Consider the following 18,403-nt stretch of genomic DNA (forward strand, 5'->3'; position numbering starts at 1 on the left):
CAGCTGACCTAGATCCCGCACTGAGTTCGAACGGCGGCTCCAGTCCACTGCTCGTTCAAGCAACTCCGATTCATCATGAGCAGGTTTGACCACTCAGCTACCCCATATGGGGGCCAGCTATGAGGGTTTCCTAGCGCCTTGATTTCCAAGGAAGAAAAACTCGAATTCCACGTTCTTTTGGCTATTGGTGCCTCGGCTCATGTGTTCGTCGTCGCGCGGAACCCTCTCCCTCAATTTCTCACGCCTACGGCGTCTCTCCATTGGCTGAAGGCCAATGACACGTGCCAGTGAGCTTCAGCGAACTGGTGCGTGAAGACCTCCGGCTCGTTGGCACGGCCAACAGCCGAGGGCGAAAGCCATTGCGAGAGCGCCTTTTGGCAAGCGGGTTCTGAGTGAGCTTGCGAGCGAAGAAACGCGCCGCCAAAGGCGCTGTCGTTCGCCTGATGTTCTTTGGATGGGATGCCTTAGGGAGGGAATATCTATCTATAGATAGATAGTTCTTTCTTAAGCCATTTCTTCCGAAGAAGATCAGTAGATCATATAATAAATGCTCTTTCTTACATGAATAGTGACGCCAAGACGTCGTGCCTGCTAAATTTAGACATAGCCAATAAAAACAAGGAGAAAAATATGGCTGCGTCACTACCTGTAGGTATTATCACATGGCTCTGGGGCCAATACAGCCGAGCTGAAGCTTATCAAACGGATCAGGGGATCACGTTTAACCTCACCTTCCTCGAATACCAGGCGCTCTGGAAAAAGGATCAGCTAGAAAAACTGATCTACTGGCATAAGCACAACCGCCTTGTGTCGGCGATGAAGCACAGGGACAGGGGGTTTGTTCTGTCGTGGCGATCCAAGGCGGATAGAAAGGCTGGCGTCATGGACAAAACGACGGCTCGCATTCTGACACGTGAAAAGAGCCGTCAGCGCTTCTATCTCCAGCCGGGAGAAACCCATAGCGAGGATGCGAAGAAGCGAATTGGAGATGCACAGCGTGGGCGGAAGCGCTCCGCAGAGCACAAGGCTGCTATCAGCAGAGCCCGCAAAGGTACAAAACAATCGCAGGAACACATTGATGCTCGCGTAGCGGCGACAAAAGCCACCAAACAACGCAAGCTAGGTTTGGTCCTGACGCCCTAACCCGATCAACCTTGTGGACATCGCTGGGGGACATTGCAATTTGCAATGTCCCCTTCTTTGCTATTGCGAAGCTTGATGGGACCTCGATCTTGCGCAGAGAGTGCCCACTGCCCTGCGCAGCGTTTGTTGCAGACCATTTGTGAGCTGCTGAAGCCGATCGGCTAAATACCGCTACAGCAGCCGTTCACGAGCTGCTGCCCAGAATCCAACAACAGGACGAACGCGCGTGACACAAGGCATTGAATTTCTGGAAAACACTTACCAGCAACTCCACGAGGCCGGAATAATCCGGTCCAAGGGCGAATTTTCGCAGCGGCTGCTCAAGAAATCCCCGAGCTATCTCACATCAATGCGCAGCAAGCAGCGGGTGGTTTCGTGCGAGGTCATCGTGGGAATGGGTGATGCGATTTATGCTGAGATCAAAGGCTACGAAGGCAGTGAGACAAACGCGGTATCAGCGCTTCGTCGGGCGTTGGCGCAGGCCAACCTATATCTCGTAGAACAGGCCGCAGTCAGTTCGCAGACTGCACAGCGCGAGAAATCGTCTAAGATGCCAACTAGTGCTACCGACCCTTTTGATCTTATGGCCGCCATTCGCTGGCTGGCTGGACGAGATGTTGGCAGCGCCTAGTCTACGAATTGGCGCGCCGCCCAGCCTTCAGTGGCTTGGGCGCTTTGTCATCGGGATCAGGCTCGACGAACATCTCGCCGATATGCACGCCCAGTGCTTCGGAGACTTTTTCGAGAACGCCAATCGATGGGTTTTCCATCTTGCGCTCAAGGCGGCTGACATAGGTGCGATCAACCCCAGCAGCATTGGCAAGATGCTCCTGTGATAGCCCAGCAGCCACTCGTAAGCGCCGCATATTCCAAGCTACCAGTTCCCGTGCATTCATGGGCGCACAATCACCATAAAGCGCCACATTAATCCACGGACACTACGCCTACAATTGCGCAGTAGACCGCCTAATCAAATAGATCGCGGTGCTTGATCTGCAGCACCGTAACGATGCGATCCAGCGTGTCGACATCAATATCCACCTGCCCTGTTTCCCAGAGCCTCACCTGATCGGTGGTGGTGTCCAGTTCGTGGGCCAATTGGTCCCGCGAAACGCCCTTGCGTTCCCGAACCCGTCGAATGTTTCGGCCCACGGCCAGCACAGCATTGGTCATTCTGCCTCTCATGCACATTGTGCCTGTGAGGATTATACGCACGGATTAATGGCTTCTTAATATGATGCTTTTACGCCTCATGATGTTCCGGGGACAGAACTTGCCTCGGCCATTCCAGAAGGAAGTCACATGTCTGAAATCTCGCTATCCAAGGCAGTTCGCTCGAACCTGCTTTCCCTCCAAAATACCGCTGAGCTGATGGGTAAGACGCAAGAGCGTCTGTCGTCAGGCAAGCGGGTGAATTCGGCGCTCGACAATCCGACGAATTTCTTCACCGCCGCATCGCTCAATGCACGGGCTGGCGATCTCAACAATCTCATGGACAGCATGTCGAACGGCATCAAAACCATTGAGGAGGCCGATAACGGCATCAAGGCGATCACCAAGCTCGTTGAAAGTGCGCAGTCCACGGTGCGTCAGGCGTTGGGGGACGCTGCCACTGAGACCAAGCCACAGCTCAACAAGACCTTGGCGACCGCTGGCGAAAGCGATGCCACAGGGAAATCCGTTCGCGAGACCGCACTGGACAAAACCATTGCGGGCACTGCCGCGCCGTCGGCATCGGGTTCAGATGGTATTGCCGGGCTGATGGGTGCCACCACCGATGGAACCGCGGCTGCTGTTCGCATCAGCGTGGGAGACACCAGCCACACCTTTGAGGTTGATGGCGACACCACCGTGCGGGACTTTGTTGCATCGATTAACGCTTCGGGGCTGGCTACGGCCTCGGTTGATGACGCGGGCAAACTGCTGATCTCGGCCAATGACAGCAAGACGCTCAAACTCGACGCCACCGTCGACAACAGCGACCCGGCCTCGGCAGCTTTCACCGCTATGAGCGTCAACACCGGCAATGACGGCACCACGGCCCTCACCGCCGCAGGCGTTGCTTCCGATGGTGTGTCCAGCGAGGTGCGCACCAAGCTGGTGTCCCAGTTCAACGAAATCCGCGATCAGATCGGCAAGCTTGCACAGGACGCCTCGTTCAACGGCATCAACTTGTTAAACGGCGACAAACTCAAGGTCGCGTTCAACGAAAAATCCGGCGATGCGGCTGCCTCACTCAACATCGAGGGCAGCAAGCTCGACGCCGAAAGCCTCGGCATTCTCGCGGGTGGGGCACAGGCAACAGAGATCGACTTTCAAAGCGACGGCGATCTGGAAAATGCTGCCGATAGCTTGGGTAAGGCACTCGTCTCGCTCCGGTCGATCGCCTCGAACCTGGGCTCCAATCTTTCCATTGTGCAGACCCGGCAGGACTTCACCAAGTCCACCATCAACACGCTGCAAACTGGCGCTGCCAACTTGACCCTCGCCGATACCAACGAGGAAGCCGCCAATATGTTGGCGTTGCAAACCCGCCAGCAGCTCTCGTCTTCGGCGCTGTCGATGGCCTCACAGGCCGATCAGGCCGTATTGCGGCTGTTCTAATCACTTGGGGGTGGCGCTTCGGCGTCACCTCTTCTTCTGAGAAGAAAACAACCTTGCTCAAACTGGTCATCAAGCCCGGCGAAAAAATCTATATCGGCAGGTCCACCCTGCTGATCCGGGCCGACACCACCGTCACGGTCTACATCAATGGCGACCAGCCTGTCCTCAAGGACCGCGAGGCGATCGATCCCCAAACCGCAGTCACGCCGGTCGATCAGCTGCACCTACTCTTGCAGGACATGTATCTGCATGGGCAAGCGACCCACCACATGGTGCGCTATCGCGAGTTGACCCAAATCGTTGAGAAGCAGTCGGCAGATAGCGCAAATCTGGTGAAGACCATTGAGCGCTGGCTGATCGAGGACAACCACTACATGGCCATTCGAGCCCTGGCTCGCTTTACGCAGCACCAAAAGCGAACTGGCTCAATGAACATCATTGCGGAAGAGATCGACCGGAGCGATCTGTAATGCAATCGCCAGACTGTCTATATCTTCCAGCGACAGATCGAACTTCTCGGCCCGTTCCACCTGCTCAATCTCGACCACGGACCAATCCACACGCTTGGCCAATTCGCTTGCGCTGATGCGGCGAATTTCTCGCCAACGCCAAACGTTGCGCGCCAGCATCTTCTGTCCATCCGTCATCCTTGCCCGCAATGCAGCATCTCCACCACCAATTCCGTTGCCTACATGCAGCCAAATGGTTCAAAGGCCAAGAAGTCCCGTTTTTCGGGAAAAGAAGTCAGCAGAACCAAGGCGTTAGGACGGCGATTTGCGCGTCCGGGCACTTTGGGTAACGCCAGAGAGCTATAGCCGATGGCTATAGCTCTCTGGGTGCCACACGCTGATTGCGCGCGTGGTCGGCATCAAAGGTGCCAGTGGTAGCGGAAACTGCATACGCTGACGCCCTACGGCGCTCAACGGCGGGGCTAGGGCTCTTGGACAAGCCGTGCTGCCCTGCTGCACGACGCTCCATGCGCGTGTGCTGGTGGATGATGGGAGGCCGTGGAACCGCCGATGCTAATTGAACAAGTCCAGATCGACCCTTCAACGGGGCCCTTGGAAGCCTCATGCCTCAGCCAAGAGACAATCGATATCGAGTGGTTCGTTAAGCGGCAGGAGCGATCCGTCTGGTGCTCTGGGCCACTCTTGCTGTGGCCGATCCCAATATATCTCCACTCCATTGCAATCGGGATCGCGGAAATAAACAGCTTCGCTCGTTCCATGGTCAGCCTGCCCAGTAATTGGGATACCAGCTGCGATCGCCCGCTTGAGTGTTTGAGCCAGAGGCTTGCGATCCGGGTAAAGAAACGCCGTATGATAGAGCCCAGTATGGCCGGGTGGTGGCGGGCTGCCATCGGCGCTCTCCCAAGTGTTGAGGCCGATATGATGATGGTAGCTGCCTGCAGCGAGGAAGGCAGCCCCAGCCCCATATCGGGCCGTCAACGTGAAACCCAAAATTTCTGAGTAGAAGGCAATAGCGCGATCAAGGTCAGCAACCTTGAGGTGGACATGGCCGATGCATGTTTCAGGTGGAGCGGTGATAGACATGGCACCTCCGTGTGATGCTGCAACACCACGGCCAATAATACTCGCCTATGCCAGTCAGGGAAAGAAGCTGCTGGTGGTTCCGCCGCAGGATTTGATGCCCCGTTATTGGTTCTTGGCTTCAACCAGTTCCGCCAGTTGTGCCACTACCGTGCCCCAGCCATCGTGAAACCCGAGCTCTTCATGCTTTTCGCGGTCTGCACGGCTCTTGTGTAGAGCCTGTGCGCGGTAATGTGTGCCATCTGGGTGGTCGGCAAGGGTGATGATTGCCGTCACAAAGCCATGTGCGGCAGGCCGCCAGCCACCGGTGAGCGCGTTCGTGTAGACGATGCGTTCCTTGGGAACAACGTCGAGAAAGCAGGCTGACAGGTGCGGCACGAACGATTTCCCATTCTCGCTCATCTCGGTGACGAACGATCCTCCCGGATGAACGTCCAGACTAACGACACGGCAAGTCATGGGGGACGGAATCCACCATTGGGCCAGTCGGTCGGGGTCCACCCATGCATTCCAGACGCGGTCTCGCGGCGCCTTGATAATTCGCGATACTTCGAGATCGAGTTCAGCGGTCACGGTCTGCATCGTTTGCCTCCACTTTCTGTTCCAGCATTACAAATGCCTCCAGCCGATCGGCCTGCGCTTCCCAAATTCTCCGCTGCTCGACAAGCCATCGCTCGGCATTGGTAAGACCCGGACCGTCGATCACACACGTGCGGGTCCGCCCGGCCTTTTTGGTCCGGATCATCCCGTTATTTTCAAGAAGCCGGATGTGCTTCATGAACGATGGAAGTCCCATGTCGAAGGGACTTGCGAGTTCGCTGACACTGGCCGGCCCTTGCCCGAGCCGGGCAATGACAGCACGACGGGTCGGATCGGCGAGCGCCAGAAAGATCGCGCTGAGATCGTCGGGCATTTGCTGGGCGGCTGATACCATTATCGTGTTCTCAATTCCCTACAGCGCTGGAAACGGACAGATTGGTCTGCCCACGGACATATGTTCCAGCCGCTCCATCGCCGGTGTTCTCAAGACGGCACATAATGAGACCGGAAGGCGTCCTCTCCTCGGAAAGCAGGTTGAAACCTGCTGGTGCTTGCGTGTCACCAAACAGTTTTCGTCCCTGGCCCACAATCACCGGAGCGATCGCGATACGCAGTTCATCGACGAGATTTGCAGCTAGGAGGGACCGGCCCAGTCGGCCGCTGCCGTGCACCTGCAGTTCGCCGCTTCCATCCTGTTTGAGCGCGGCGACTGCGGCTTCAACGTCATGTTCCAAGACCGTTGCTGGACCCCAGGTTGTATCGACAGGAGAGGAGGCCGCCACATACTTGGGAAGCTTGTTGAGCCGAGCCGCGTTGCGATCGGCTGGATCGGTTATGGTGGGCCAGACAGCGGCAAATTCCTCGTAGGTCCGTCGTCCGAACAGAAATCCGGTCGCAGTCGCTGCCCATGCCTCCACCGTTTCCTCCAGAGCCGCATCAACAAAGGGCACAAACCAACCGCCGCGCTCAAAGCCGCCGGACCGGTCTTCATCGGGGGAACCCGGCCCCTGATAGACACCGTCGAGAGATAAAAAGTTCAAAATGACAACGCGCACTTTAGCCTCCACGTATGATAGTTTTCCTTCAGGCCAACTATCATGCACTGATACTTCGCTCAAGAGCAAAGTGACACCCTCGCCGCGTTAGTCGCACGGTTTCCTGAAATGGAAACTTTCATTGAACTCGCATGCGTTATGGTTTAACCGTTTCCTTGTCTGGAAACTAATGGATGCAACAATGGCCCTCACGCTCTACCTCCACCCGCTCGCTTCCTTCTGCCACAAGGTCCTCATCGGCCTTTATGAGAACGGCACGACTTTTGAACCCAGTCTTGTCGATTTCTACAACCCCACAGCCGCAGCTGCGCACATTGAACGCTGGCCGGTAGGCAAGATCCCGGTGTTGCATGACAGCCTCGGCAACAGGGTGGTCGCCGAAACCAGCATCATTATCGAGTATCTGCAACAGCACTATCCCGGTCCGGTTCAACTGATACCGACCGAAGCGGAACACCAGCTCGATGTTCGGCTGTGGGATCGCTTCTTCGATCTTTATGTCAGTGTGCCGATGCAAAAGATCGTCGGCGATCGTATTCGCCCCGAAGGCGCCGCCGATCCACATGGCGTTGCGGAGGCGCATGCGACGCTTGAGACGGCCTATGACATGATCGAGAAGAAGATCGAGGGACGCAGCTGGATCACGGGCGAGACCTTCACCATGGCGGATTGTTCGGCGCTGCCGGCGTTGTTCTTTAGCTTCATCGTGCATCCGCTGGGCGCCAAGAGACCGAGAACGCGAGAATACTTCGAGCGCCTGCTGGGGCGGCCATCGGTGCGGCGTGTGCTCAAGGAGGCGCAGCCCTACTTTGAGTTCTTTCCCTATCGTGACGCGATGCCTTCCCGCTTTTGGGAGCCTGTGGCATGATCGAGACAGCAAGCATCGATCGCTATTTCCTGGCTATGGCTGACCCTTACCGGCGCGGCTTCATCGAGCAGCTCTCCAGGGGCCCCGCGTCCGTGAAGCAGTTGGCAGCCCCAACTAACGTTCAATTGCCGGCGGTGCTAAAGCACCTTCGCGTGCTCGAAGACGGGGGCATTGTCGTTAGCGAGAAAGTCGGGCGCGTGCGCACCTATCGCATGCGGCCAGATGCCTTTGATGTAACGACCAACTGGATAGAGCAGCGCCAGCGCGACATGAATGCTGCCTTCGACAGATTGGCAGTTGCCATGGCCGAAGTTCCCGAGGAGAAGGATCACTGATGGGTATCAATGTCGATCACCGCAGTTTCGTCATTGAACGGGAACTGCCGGGCAGCCCGGCTCATGCTTTTCGCTTCTGGTCCGACCATGAGCTCAAGCGACGCTGGAACAGTTGTCATCCGGATTGGTCGGTCATCGAAGATCGTTTCGACTTCCGCGTCGACGGGTGTGAAAGCATGATCTGGCGCATGCCGGACGGCACCGAACAAGTGATGCTGGCGCATTTTCTTGAAGTGCACCCCCGCCAACGCATCGTTTATGCCTACACGATGCGGACCAATGGCCGCCCTGTTTCGTCCTCGCTCGTCACTGTCGAGTTCGAAGGCCGAGATGACAAAACCATCATGACCTTCACCGAACAGGCGGTCTTTGGAAGCGCGAATGACGGAGACGTGCGAGAGGCCGGCACAGGCATCGGTTTTGCTCGTCTCCAAGAGGCGATGAGGGATTTTGAGGAGGACACAAGCCCGTTAGCAAGCGATTGTGTGCTTCGCTGATACCCTGCGGCGCTCAACGGGAGGGTTGTCGGGTTTCAGGCAAGCTTTGTGCGCTATCGGGCTACTCGCCCCTGCACGACCCTCGCTGGGCGCTTGCCTGTAGCCATGACCTCTTCGATGTAGGTGCTGACCTCCATGCCGAACTGGAAAGCCAGTTCACGGCAGGCATCGCGGGTCTTCGGCACGGCCTCATAGGCATAGTCGAAATGCATCACCGCGATCTGCACATCCTTGAAGGCAGCGTGCGCGACATTGGCATCGAGCCAGCCGTCGCGGTCCATGTCGCGGCTGGCGAACAGCATGTGTTTGGACCAATCACCAACCAGTTCCAGAACTGTCGATCGCAGAGCCGCGCAATCGCGCTGCCCCTGTTGATCATCAGCATGGGCAGGAACAGCCAGAGACAGAAATGCCGCCAGCAGCACCCATCGGGATTTGCTCGGCGGCATCATCGTTCTCTTCTGAGAAGAACTGTCAGCTGGCCTTGCGCAGCATCTGGCCACGTTCAGCAGCAGCCTTGGCCAACTGCTCATCGAGCTCCCCGGCGCGGACAGCTTCGGTCAGCGTGTCGAGGATCGCGGGAAGTGCCGATAGCTCGCCAACCGTAATGGCGTTCTTGCCCTTGGCGAACTCGATGGGCTTGCCCGCATAGCGAAGCGCAAAGAAAGTCTGACCGCTGCCATCGGTAAACCAACCTGCCCGCAAACGCTTCGGCGTCTGCACCTGCACGCGTTCACCGGCCTCATCCTTGCGCCAGACCATGCGGGTGGGTGCGTAATGCTGGCCAGCGATCTTAGCTTCGGCCATGGCCTTCTGTTCGGTCAGTGCCGAAATCACCTTGTCACGTGCCCGCTCGACGGGATCAGCATTGGCGCGGATAGGCTGTGCCGTGGTCAGGGTGAGGTTCTTGAGGATGCTCATTCGGTTCTCCGGGTTGGTCTAAACTGACTTCCCGGATAAAGCCTTGGGCCAAAAGAGCGACCAAAGAAACGGCCCTTTGCTCATTCTGTTACCAACGACAGGCATGAAGCCGTTTGCTTCCTGCCCTGCGCATTTTGTGGGCGACTAAGGTAAAAACCACCGCCCGACCGTGGATTTGGTTTCATGCTGATGTATGCAGCACTCCATCACTAATCCGATCAACGCTGTCAGGCGCGCGTGAATAATCGTTGCGTGTTGCACCGTCCTCAAAACCTCACTCCCAACTGCAAGTGGAAGGTGTGGTCTTGGCTATCCCCGTTGGTGCCGAAGGCGGTGCTGTAGTCGAACCCGAGCGTCCAACCATCGCCAATCTGCGCTTCGATCCCCAAACCTAGCGAGACGTGATCACGGGAAAAACCCTCGAAATCGAGTTCATAGGGCATCGTGCCGAGATCGACATAGCCCAGGCTGGCACGGCTCGATCCTTCGAAGTCATGGATATATTCGATCCGGCCACGCGGGGTAATTATGCCCCAATCGGTTGGAATGTCATAGGCAAAGCGCAACCCTAACGTGCCTGAGAGCGTATCGATGGTCTGCTCGCCATAGGTGAGGTTCCACATGCCAGCACCGGCTTCGGTAAAGGCATCAAGCGTAGAATGGGAACCCGACAGACGACCATAGGGGGAGATCAACAGGCCATCTCGGCGGTATCCATAACCCGCCGTGAGCGAGGCAAAGAGCTGATCACCGCTGCGACTGCCCGAAGCAATATCCCCCGATGCCGTGACGAAGCGCAGGCTGTGAAAGCTCATGGCGCTATATCCGGCCAATCCGTCGATGAAAACACCTTCGATGGGTCGATAGCTACCGTAGAGCGCCATCGAGTAGGCTTCCGCCCGGCTTTCGGTGCCATTGTTGCCGACATCGGTCACATCTCGCCCATAGCCGAGGCCAAAGCCGGCGGTCAGTTCCGGGGTAAAGCGGTAATCGACACCAGCGCTCGCCCCGACTAGGGTGTGGTCGAGATTGATCGCGCCAGCGTCATTGGTGCCGAAATTGACATAGCCGCCGCTCCAGAAAGCGATATCACCAAACAGGTCTTCAACCGGTGCGGGTTGCGGATCGGAGCCGGCATTGGGTTGGCCAGCGGGTGCCGCTTGGCCGATAGCACCGAGCGCCGGGTCCTGTGGGTTATTCTCTTCGGGTGCATAAGCGTTGGCGTTGTTGACCAGCTGCTGGACCCTGACATTGACGCCAATCGAATTGCTGCGCCGCTCACCTTCATCGTGAAGCTGTTCGAGCCTCTGATTGAAGTTCGTGATCTGGGTATCGGCAAAGCGGCGGGCCTGCTCTCCCTGTGCCCGGATCAGGCCGCTCACCTCAGGATCGAGCGAGGGGTCGGGGCGCGCCACCACGGTGATGGTCACAATAGCCGGCTCCGAAGTGCCGTCGGCGTTGGAGAGCGTGTAGCTAAGACTTACCGTCCCCGCGAAAGAGCCTGCGGCTGCAAAATGCAGCATATGGGATTCACCTTCACTCTCAATGCTGGCCTCTCCGGCTTCGATTGCCGGGTGAGACACGATGGCCGAACCGGTGAACGGTCCTTCCGTCGCGCCTTGCGTCAGATCGATCGATCCGCTGGTGCCGGCCATCACTTCCAGTGTGAGGGCCGGCGCAAACGGGACATTCAGTGGCTCTACCGTGTGTGTGATCGATGTTGCGGTGCTGTCGGCGTTGCCATTAGTATCACCCTCATATCGCGCCGCGACGGTATGGCTTCCCACGGCAAGGTCGGAAACCTCCAGGGAGGCTTCATTACCGGAAAGTGCCGCCGAATGGCCGACATCTCCAATGGTGAACATGACAGCGCCATTAGGATTGCTGGCACCCGATAGCACAGCGGTAAATGTTACGGCATCATCGGGACGGGACTTTTCAGCCGATTGCGTCAACCTCAGGGTCGTTGGAATCTCGCTGCGCGTCACCGTTATCGCGTAGGTCTGCGTGGTGCCGTCCTCTGCCGTGATGATCACGGGGATCGCCGTGTCACCCACGACTAGCGTGATCGGCTGGCTGGCGCTGTCCGAGGCAACCGGCTGCCCGGCAACCGTGATTGTCGCGCCGGCATCGGCTACCGTCGGTGTCAGCGTGATGCTGTCGGTGGCATGGTCAACCGCCACGGCATAGCGGAGCGCCGCCGGATCGAATACCGGATTTAGCGTGCCGTCACTCGGCACGAGGTCGGACAGATCGGCGTTGGTGGAGCCGCCACGCACCCAGGGTGCACCTGATGTGTATGCGCCACCCAGATCATTGCCAGCCAGGTCGGTGATCGAGCCACCGGCCTGCATATCGAGCCGTAATGAGCCGACACCGGATATATCGGTGACGTTGACATGGTAGGTCACGCCATCGGTGGTACCAATCCCAGCGATCGTCCCCGTTGCCGAGCCCGTTGTAGTCAACGTGAAGTCCGACGCATCAACTCCGTTCACCTGCTCGGAGAATTTTACCTCGAAATCGACCGCGGTGGCATCCGGCACGGGGCTCCCAACGACCGCGCTGGAATTCACCATCGGAGCGGTGCCGTCATAAGTGGTCGAGACCGGTGTGGCTGCTGTATTGCCATTGCCAGCCAAACTTTGAGCCACGCCCGCAGCGACGTTGATCGTTACCAGCCCCTCGCTGATAGGCGTGATAACTGCCGTGTAGATGTCACCGGAACCCAACAGGCCAGAGGCGAGACCATTGACGACATCGATGTCGCCAAGCTCGACACCGGTCACGTCCTGGCTGAAGGTGAAGGTCGCCACAAAGGGACTGTTCACAATAGCCGGAACGCCTTCGATGGCAATTGTTGGGGCGGCGGTAGAAAGGAAAGTGAATTCGACGTGACAGTTAGTGCTCAGTGGGTCTGGCAACTGCCAGAAGTTTCCGCTAGCACTAAACGAGCCCCCACAGGTGTCGCTGGCGCTGAGAGCGTATCCGGTATCTGGGAAGAGTTGAAAATGAACAGTGTCGTTTGTCACCGTTGCCGGGCTTGTTATTGTGTTCCCCGTATTGAGTTCGAATGCTTCCACATCTCCACCACCAGAGACTGTCCACGTCACCGTAACCGTCTGCGCTTGAGCTGGTGCGACAAAGCCCATGCTGGTCACAAGCGCGACGACTGCGGCCAGCAGCCACTTTCCTGCAATTGCCTGAAATGCTTGTCCCGACTTTCGTGCCGTCGCCAACCAGCTTTCGAAAGTTGCCCCGTGCATTCCGCCCCCTTGTAATTCCTTGCAAGCAAGTACAGGCTGTCAGCTCCCCGTGCGGCCCGCCTTGCAATTACATGATATGATTGATCCGATAACACATTTCGACTTTGCAGGGGCTTCCAATGCTTTGCAGAACGTTCCAAGATTCGTTTTTTCGCGTATGGTTGCCGCGCTTTGAGCGATCTCAGGCATCGTTCAGCCGCGACTAGAGTGACAGTTATCAACATCAGGACAGGCGATGCCCATCGACATCAACCACGTCCATCTCGACACGAAAGCCATTGTCGAGCCCGACCGCTTCGAGGTCTGGCGCAGCTATTACACCCGCACCGCTCTCGATATCCCCGATCCCTCGCGCGCATCCCTGTATCGGGCCGAGGGCGATTTCATCGCCGGCAGTCAGGGCACTCTGTTCACCGCCGGCTGGTGCGAACCGACCCACACCCACATGTCGGGCGAAATCAGCGATTTCATCCTGCTTGCCTCGATCCTCGATGGCGAAAGCTTTTATTCCCATGCCGACAATGACGACGTCAGCCTTACGCCGTCCAGCGGCCTCATCATGCTCTCACCGCAGGACAAGGTACGCATCTCCAACCGCTATCACCGCTACGCCTTGATTACCGTGCCCAAGGCCCTGGTTCGGGCACGATTGGGGTTCGATGTCGATGGTCACAGGCGTAGCGCTTTCTCCTTTCCCGCTGCACCGGTTTCCCGGATGCTTGATGGCATGTTGCGCCTCACTGCTCAACGGGCGCGCACCTTCGATGCGGCGGCTGCTCAGACTGCTCTAACCAGCCTCATCGATTTCGCACTCGCGACGATACAGGAGCAACGCCGGGTTCAGGACGAATTGTTGCCTCATACCGAGAGCGCCTGGTATGCGGCAATCTGCAAAGTCATCGGCGATCATCTCCACGACCCCATGCTCGACGCAAGGACCATTGCGCGCGTTCTGGAGATTTCGCGAACCAGCCTCTATCGCATTCTGATCCAGCGGGATGAAACAGTCGGACGCCTTATACGCAGACTGCGGCTGGAAAAGGCGCAACAACTGCTTACCGTACCAAGGAGCCATATCACCGAAGTGGCGGCCCGCTGCGGCTATGCCTCCCCCGCCGCCTTCTCACGCGCCTTCCGTAACGCTACCGGCATGACGCCGACCGATTGGCGGCACGCATATGGAGGCGGTGTTCAGATCAGACGCAGCTAAATCGTCATAGCCCTTACGGTATTCGGGGCGATTGAGTGGATCAAAGGCGGGCGAAACCTTTAGCGGCCAAACTTCTGACCACCAACGATCACGCATCCTTCCATTCGGGCCGCAAATGATCTTTCATGCGCTCGTTCGTGACCTGCCCATAGAACTTGTGGATCATATCCGGGCTGGTGCCGGTGTTCCGGGCAAGCGGGAATACATCCACGCCATGCGCAAGCTGCTGGCTGATGTAATAGTGCCGGAACGAATATGAGGTGCGGCGAACACCGCGATAATCCACCAGCAGATCACACGCCTTGAGCAGTTCGGCCAGAGCCTTCTTGGTCGAACTAAGCCGCTTCCCCTCGCGTGTCGCAAAGACCGGATCGCTGTCCTTGGGCGGCTTCTCCATGTGCTTAACCCAGAAATCCCATAACCTGTCGAACCACGGCAATGCAGCTTCCTGTGGCACAAAGGTTCGGCTCTTGGCTTTGCCATGCACCCGCAAGCGGATATCGCGCTTGCCAATGGGCAGCTTGCGTCCCTCACGATAGCCCAGAACATCTCCCCAATTGAGGTTCTTCATCTCGGTTGGCCGCATACCGGAATAGGCCGCGATCATGATCTGCGAGTGCAGGATCGTCCGGTCCCAACGCAGATGCTCATGGATATCGGGATCAGAAAGTCGTTTCAGGCTCACCTCGATCAACTTCTTGAAGTCCTGCGGCTCAAAGCTGGGCCGATGGTTGGGCTGGCCGGGTTTGGCGATGGCAATGTCGGGCACCTGCCCGTTGTTCATATAACCCCACTTAACCGCCTGTCGGAAAAGCTGGCGCAGGGTCACGGTCTCCGATTTCTGTCTGCTGAGCGTCGGCATGCGCTTTTCAGGCAATGGCCGTTTGATGGTCTTGCCGTTGCGCTCATAGATGATGTGGGTGATCTCGGCTCCCGGCCCGGTCAGCCAATACTCCTTGCGCCATTCGAGATATTTCTCAACGTCGGCCTCGGTGATCGCGCTGATGTCCTTGGTGCCGAAATACGGGATGAAATAACGCTGCACCACCGGAGGAATGTCGCGCGCATGATAAGCGGGTCGCTCACCCCGTTCGGCTTCGCGCTCGACTAGTGCAATGAACTCTTCGGCCACCTTGGCAAAGGAACTGGGCTTGGCCTTCAGTCCGTTCTTTGCCCGGTATTGCGCCTCATACCAAATCTCGTGGGCTTTATGACGCGCTTCCTGCTCGTCAGCCGTTTCCAACGAACGCCTGATCTGGCCTTCCCCCTTGATCGAGAATCGCACCCACCATTTGGTGGTGCCTTCGCGACGATAGACCGAATATGGCTGTGAGAAATTTGAGTTCATGAACCCCGCACCCCTTGCATCATGGAGGTAGCCGAGCCGTGCTAAGAATGTGCTACCTCACGGTCTAGCACATCCAGAAAACTCAATGATTTCAATGAGAGGAATTGGCCTGAGCTAGACCTGTGCTAGCTTAGTTTCAGGCTTTAGTAAGAGCAAGCTGATTGCTAAACTACTGATTTTGTTTAGTTTTTTGGTAGCGGAGGAGGGACTTGAACCCCCGACACGCGGATTATGATTCCGCTGCTCTAACCTGCTGAGCTACTCCGCCCCAATGGGTCGGCCATGTATGGCCGTCCGTCCACGGCAAGGGTGAACGGCACGGCGCTTATTAGGGACCGGCGGGGGCCCTGTCAAGCGCAACGCTCCCCCCTTTGATGCTTTCCATATGCTCGCGGATCGCCTCGAGGTCGCGGGCGAAAGCCACGCGTTCGTCGGCCGCCTTTGCCCGGTCCGGCATGCGCAGCAGGAACGAGGGGTGCACGGTGACGAACACCGTGGTGCCATCTTCGAGTTCGATGGGCACTCCCCGCAATTTGCCGATCGTCGCGCCCGAGCCCAGAAGGCTCTGCGCCGCCGTCGCACCCAGGGCCACGATCACCTTGGGCTTGACCAGCGCCCGCTCATGGTCGAGCCAGAACCGGCACGCCGATACCTCCCCGCCATTGGGCTTCTGGTGCAGTCTTCGCTTGCCGCGCGGCACAAATTTGAAGTGCTTGACCGCGTTGGTCACGAACACCTTCTTCCGGTCGATCCGCACTTCATCGAGCACCTGGTCGAGCAATTGCCCCGCCGGCCCGACAAAAGGATGACCTTCGATATCCTCGCGGTCGCCGGGCTGCTCGCCCACCATCATCAGCGGCGCTTCGGCCGGGCCTTCGCCGAACACGACCTGGGTCGCATTTTCATAAAGTGGACAGCGCGTGCACGTTTCCGCCGCCTTTTTCGCCTGGGTGAGCGAGGAGAACTCCACCGCCTCGTCTTCGGCGCTCTTGTGCCGTGCCGTCTGCCGCTGATGCCGGGTCGGCGGAGCGCTGGCCTTTGTTCTGATCATTTCCGCCTCCCTATGCTGAGCCGAACGGATCAGATCGGGAATGATTTCGGCCTCGGGCAGGTTGCGCCAATATTTGCGCGGCATTTCCGATGTCATGGCCGAAACCTTCAATCGCGCCGGGTTGAAGATCGAAGCGAAATAGGTGCGCCACGCGTCTTCGAGCCCGTCTTGGGCCGGCACATCCTCCTTTTTCGCCCCCTCCCCGAATATCAACTGCTCCCTGTTCCAGAAAACCGAGCGGTAAGGCGTGAGGATCGCCCATTCCATATTGGCGAACCGTTCGGCGAAAAACGGCGCAGTGCGCTCGAGCGTGAAATGCTCGGGCTCGAACCAGGCGGCAAAGCGCTCGTTGGTTTGATCGAGCGCGCGAAACCGCACAAAGGCCGTCATCTTGTGGCTGTCGCGCCTAACGGCCTTGTTGAACCGGGTGAGCAGCACGATATCGGGATCGGTCTCGATCGTTAGCAGCTTGCGTTCGTTCTGCAGCCGAAACGCGATCCGGTAGAGCAGGTCGCACCGCCCTCGATCGGCGTGGCAAAGCGCGATTTCCGCATACTCCATAAACTGGCGCGACACCCGCACCCCGGCCAGCACCCGCGGCGGCGTGAACGCCTCGCCCAAAAGCGCATCGGCGTCCCCCGCTTGCAGCCAGATGATGTCCTCGGGCGATATCCGCGCCGCCAGCAGCGGCCGCACGCAATCGCGCCACGGCGCCAGTTCATTGCGCGTCGGGACGATGACCCTGTACATTTAAAAGAGGCTCATCTGCTCGGGCTTGGGTGCCAGCCGCGCCTTGAGATCGCCCGCATCGAGCGTCGCCCCCGGCGTCCAGTCGATCGTTTCGATGAACGGCCGCACCGCCCTAAGGCTTGCGCACACCCGACCCACATCCTCCAGCCGCAGGCTATGATGCCGGCGCGCCGCAAGAATCTTCTCCACCGCCTTGAGACCCAATCCGGGCACCCGCAACAGCATCGCCTTGTCGGCCCTGTTGACGTCGACCGGAAACAGGTGCCGCGATTTCAGCGCCCAGGCGAGCTTGGGGTCGATCGTGAGGTCAAGCATGCCGCCCTCGGTCGCATTCGAGATTTCACCTACTTCAAAGCCATAGAACCGCATCAGCCAATCGGCCTGGTAGAGCCGGTGCTCGCGCATCAGCGGCGGCTTGACCAAGGGCAGCTTCGAGCTTGAATCCGGTATGGGCGAAAAGGCCGAATAATAGACGCGCTTGAGCCGATATCCCGCATAGAGCGCCGCGCTGCGGTTGAGGATGATCGCGTCGCTCGAAGCGTCCGCCCCAACGATCATCTGCGTCGATTGTCCCGCCGGCGCGAAACGATCGGGGGTGTGCCGCGCCTTGGCTTCTGGCTGCGCCGCCTCATGGGCCTGACTCACCCGCGCCATGGCCGTTCGGATTTCCCCCGGCCGCTTTTCGGGCGCAAACCGGCCCAGCCCCTGGTCGGTGGGCATTTCGATATTGGTCGAAAGCCTGTCCGCATATCGCCCCGCCGCGGCCAGCAGGTCAGGCGCCGCATTGGGAATGATCTTGAGATGGATATAGCCGGCGAATCCGTGCTCCTCGCGCAGGCTCTTTGCCACGCGCACCATCTCTTCCATGGTATAGTCGGGCGAGCGGATGATCCCCGAGGAGAGGAACAACCCTTCGATATAGTTGCGCTTGTAGAAATCGAGGGTGAGCTTTGCCACCTCCTCGACCGAAAACCGCGCCCGCTCCACATTGGAGGACGAGCGGTTGACGCAATAAACGCAGTCATAGACGCAAAAATTGGTGAGCAGCACCTTGAGCAGCGATATGCATCGCCCGTCCGGCGCATAGGCGTGGCAGATCCCGCTTCCCGGCGCCGTCGAGCCGATCCCGCCGGTCGCCTTGGCCGAACGTTTTTGCGATCCGCTCGACGCGCAGGAGGCGTCGTATTTGGCGGCGTCGGACAGAATCGCGAGTTTGCGGGTGAGGCTGAGCTGGACCATTTGTTCATGTTATGTTCTTATTTGAT

At 58.1% G+C, this 18,403-nt stretch carries 21 protein-coding genes and 1 tRNA gene; 8 read left to right on the plus strand and 14 right to left on the minus strand.

From position 1 onward, the window contains the following. Positions 1–630 precede the first annotated feature (630 nt). Positions 631–1,143: a hypothetical protein gene (locus NO932_RS14980; protein ID WP_309208098.1), complete on the plus strand. Its 513-nt coding sequence runs from the start codon at positions 631–633 to the stop codon at positions 1,141–1,143. A gap of 226 nt (positions 1,144–1,369) precedes the next feature. After that, complete coding sequence (locus tag NO932_RS14985) at positions 1,370–1,774, plus strand: DUF6626 family protein (RefSeq protein ID WP_309208100.1); 405 nt, start codon at positions 1,370–1,372, stop codon at positions 1,772–1,774. 1 nt (position 1,775) lies between these two features. On the opposite strand, the gene NO932_RS14990 is transcribed toward NO932_RS14985, so the two are convergent. Together NO932_RS14990 and NO932_RS14995 are read right to left on the minus strand one after the other, a co-directional pair. After that, the gene (locus NO932_RS14990) at positions 1,776–2,039 is read right to left on the minus strand and encodes a helix-turn-helix transcriptional regulator (protein ID WP_309208101.1); all 264 of its coding nucleotides are present in this window, start codon (positions 2,037–2,039) and stop codon (positions 1,776–1,778) included. A 70-nt stretch (positions 2,040–2,109) separates the two neighbouring features. Further along, a complete protein-coding gene (locus NO932_RS14995; RefSeq protein ID WP_309208102.1) occupies positions 2,110–2,316 on the minus strand; it encodes a helix-turn-helix transcriptional regulator in 207 nt (68 codons plus the stop codon). Positions 2,317–2,445: 129 nt separating this feature from the next. On the opposite strand from NO932_RS14995, the gene NO932_RS15000 reads away from it, so the two are divergent. Continuing rightward, positions 2,446–3,747, plus strand: a complete 1,302-nt coding sequence (locus NO932_RS15000; RefSeq protein ID WP_309208103.1) for a flagellin — start codon at positions 2,446–2,448, stop codon at positions 3,745–3,747. Positions 3,748–3,800: 53 nt separating this feature from the next. Continuing rightward, on the plus strand, positions 3,801–4,217 hold the full coding sequence (locus NO932_RS15005) for a flagellar biosynthesis repressor FlbT (protein WP_309208104.1): 417 nt from the start codon (positions 3,801–3,803) through the stop codon (positions 4,215–4,217). Here the strand turns inward: NO932_RS15005 and NO932_RS15010 are convergent. The 5 genes from NO932_RS15010 to NO932_RS15030 all read right to left on the minus strand — a co-directional run bounded on the left by NO932_RS15010 (position 4,173) and on the right by NO932_RS15030 (position 6,892). Then, the gene (locus NO932_RS15010) at positions 4,173–4,394 is read right to left on the minus strand and encodes a helix-turn-helix transcriptional regulator (protein WP_309208105.1); all 222 of its coding nucleotides are present in this window, start codon (positions 4,392–4,394) and stop codon (positions 4,173–4,175) included. The genes NO932_RS15005 and NO932_RS15010 overlap by 45 nt on opposite strands. A 423-nt stretch (positions 4,395–4,817) precedes the next feature. Further along, complete coding sequence (locus tag NO932_RS15015) at positions 4,818–5,300, minus strand: VOC family protein (RefSeq protein WP_309208106.1); 483 nt, start codon at positions 5,298–5,300, stop codon at positions 4,818–4,820. 102 nt (positions 5,301–5,402) lie between these two features. Further along, entirely contained in the window at positions 5,403–5,879 is a 477-nt protein-coding gene (locus NO932_RS15020; protein WP_309208108.1) for an SRPBCC family protein, read from the minus strand. Continuing rightward, positions 5,860–6,231, minus strand: a complete 372-nt coding sequence (locus tag NO932_RS15025; protein ID WP_309208109.1) for a metalloregulator ArsR/SmtB family transcription factor — start codon at positions 6,229–6,231, stop codon at positions 5,860–5,862. Before NO932_RS15025 ends, NO932_RS15020 begins: the two co-directional genes overlap by 20 nt. Before the next feature lie 10 nt (positions 6,232–6,241). After that, on the minus strand, positions 6,242–6,892 hold the full coding sequence (locus NO932_RS15030; RefSeq protein ID WP_309208110.1) for a dihydrofolate reductase family protein: 651 nt from the start codon (positions 6,890–6,892) through the stop codon (positions 6,242–6,244). A gap of 181 nt (positions 6,893–7,073) precedes the next feature. On the opposite strand from NO932_RS15030, the gene NO932_RS15035 reads away from it, so the two are divergent. From NO932_RS15035 to NO932_RS15045, 3 genes are read left to right on the plus strand one after another with little or no spacing between them, the layout of a single operon-like run. Continuing rightward, positions 7,074–7,760 carry a glutathione S-transferase family protein gene (locus NO932_RS15035; RefSeq protein ID WP_309208111.1) on the plus strand — a complete coding sequence of 229 codons (687 nt, stop codon included), beginning with the start codon at positions 7,074–7,076 and terminating at the stop codon, positions 7,758–7,760. After that, entirely contained in the window at positions 7,757–8,095 is a 339-nt protein-coding gene (locus tag NO932_RS15040; RefSeq protein WP_309208112.1) for a metalloregulator ArsR/SmtB family transcription factor, read from the plus strand. Before NO932_RS15035 ends, NO932_RS15040 begins: the two co-directional genes overlap by 4 nt. Next, positions 8,095–8,592, plus strand: a complete 498-nt coding sequence (locus NO932_RS15045) for an SRPBCC domain-containing protein (RefSeq protein WP_309208113.1) — start codon at positions 8,095–8,097, stop codon at positions 8,590–8,592. Before NO932_RS15040 ends, NO932_RS15045 begins: the two co-directional genes overlap by 1 nt. A 53-nt stretch (positions 8,593–8,645) precedes the next feature. On the opposite strand, the gene NO932_RS15050 is transcribed toward NO932_RS15045, so the two are convergent. From NO932_RS15050 to NO932_RS15060, 3 genes are all read right to left on the minus strand, one after another. Then, positions 8,646–9,044 (minus strand): hypothetical protein, encoded by a 399-nt coding sequence (locus NO932_RS15050; RefSeq protein ID WP_309208114.1) that lies wholly within the window; start codon positions 9,042–9,044, stop codon positions 8,646–8,648. A gap of 22 nt (positions 9,045–9,066) precedes the next feature. Then, on the minus strand, positions 9,067–9,513 hold the full coding sequence (locus NO932_RS15055) for a DUF6641 family protein (protein WP_309208115.1): 447 nt from the start codon (positions 9,511–9,513) through the stop codon (positions 9,067–9,069). A gap of 266 nt (positions 9,514–9,779) precedes the next feature. Continuing rightward, positions 9,780–12,779: an autotransporter domain-containing protein gene (locus tag NO932_RS15060; RefSeq protein ID WP_309208117.1), complete on the minus strand. Its 3,000-nt coding sequence runs from the start codon at positions 12,777–12,779 to the stop codon at positions 9,780–9,782. A gap of 235 nt (positions 12,780–13,014) precedes the next feature. Between NO932_RS15060 and NO932_RS15065 the strand changes: the two genes are divergently transcribed. Then, positions 13,015–13,989, plus strand: a complete 975-nt coding sequence (locus NO932_RS15065; protein WP_309208118.1) for an AraC family transcriptional regulator — start codon at positions 13,015–13,017, stop codon at positions 13,987–13,989. Positions 13,990–14,077: 88 nt separating this feature from the next. Here the strand turns inward: NO932_RS15065 and NO932_RS15070 are convergent, their stop codons facing one another. From NO932_RS15070 to NO932_RS15085, 4 genes are all read right to left on the minus strand, one after another. Further along, a complete protein-coding gene (locus NO932_RS15070) occupies positions 14,078–15,337 on the minus strand; it encodes a site-specific integrase (protein WP_309208119.1) in 1,260 nt (419 codons plus the stop codon). 191 nt (positions 15,338–15,528) lie between these two features. Then, positions 15,529–15,605 (minus strand) — tRNA-Met (locus NO932_RS15075). A gap of 60 nt (positions 15,606–15,665) precedes the next feature. Next, on the minus strand, positions 15,666–17,138 hold the full coding sequence (locus tag NO932_RS15080; RefSeq protein WP_309208120.1) for a UdgX family uracil-DNA binding protein: 1,473 nt from the start codon (positions 17,136–17,138) through the stop codon (positions 15,666–15,668). Then, positions 17,139–18,377 (minus strand): putative DNA modification/repair radical SAM protein, encoded by a 1,239-nt coding sequence (locus NO932_RS15085; protein WP_309208121.1) that lies wholly within the window; start codon positions 18,375–18,377, stop codon positions 17,139–17,141. Positions 18,378–18,403 lie beyond the last annotated feature (26 nt).

Origin of the sequence: Pelagibacterium sp. 26DY04 (assembly GCF_031202305.1) — a bacterium.
Lineage (GTDB): Bacteria > Pseudomonadota > Alphaproteobacteria > Rhizobiales > Devosiaceae > Pelagibacterium.